Genomic DNA, 254 nt, shown 5'->3' with positions numbered 1-254 from the left:
GGGCGCTGTTGCGCGGGGCCTTGACGACCAGCTCGCGGCCGTTCTCCAGGTGCACGGTCACCTTCTTGAACAGCGGGGAGCCGATGGCGTACTCGCCGCTGCCCATGACCAGAGGATAGAAGCCGAGCGAGGAGAACAGGTACCAGGCCGACTGCTCGCCGTTGTCCTCGTCACCGTGGTAGCCCTGGCCGATCTCGCTGCCGGTGTACAGGCGGGACAGCACCTCGCGCACGTTCTTCTGGGTCTTCCAGGGC

1 protein-coding gene is annotated in these 254 nt (G+C 66.5%); it reads right to left on the bottom strand.

Going from position 1 to position 254, the window contains the following annotated elements; translation table 11 throughout:
- Positions 1–254 (bottom strand): glycoside hydrolase domain-containing protein (locus BU52_RS37310; RefSeq protein WP_037941492.1); only part of this gene is annotated, 254 nt, incomplete at both ends.

The organism is Streptomyces toyocaensis (assembly GCF_000725125.1).
GTDB lineage: Bacteria > Actinomycetota > Actinomycetes > Streptomycetales > Streptomycetaceae > Streptomyces > Streptomyces toyocaensis.
This window is presented reverse-complemented; position numbering and strand designations above follow the sequence as displayed.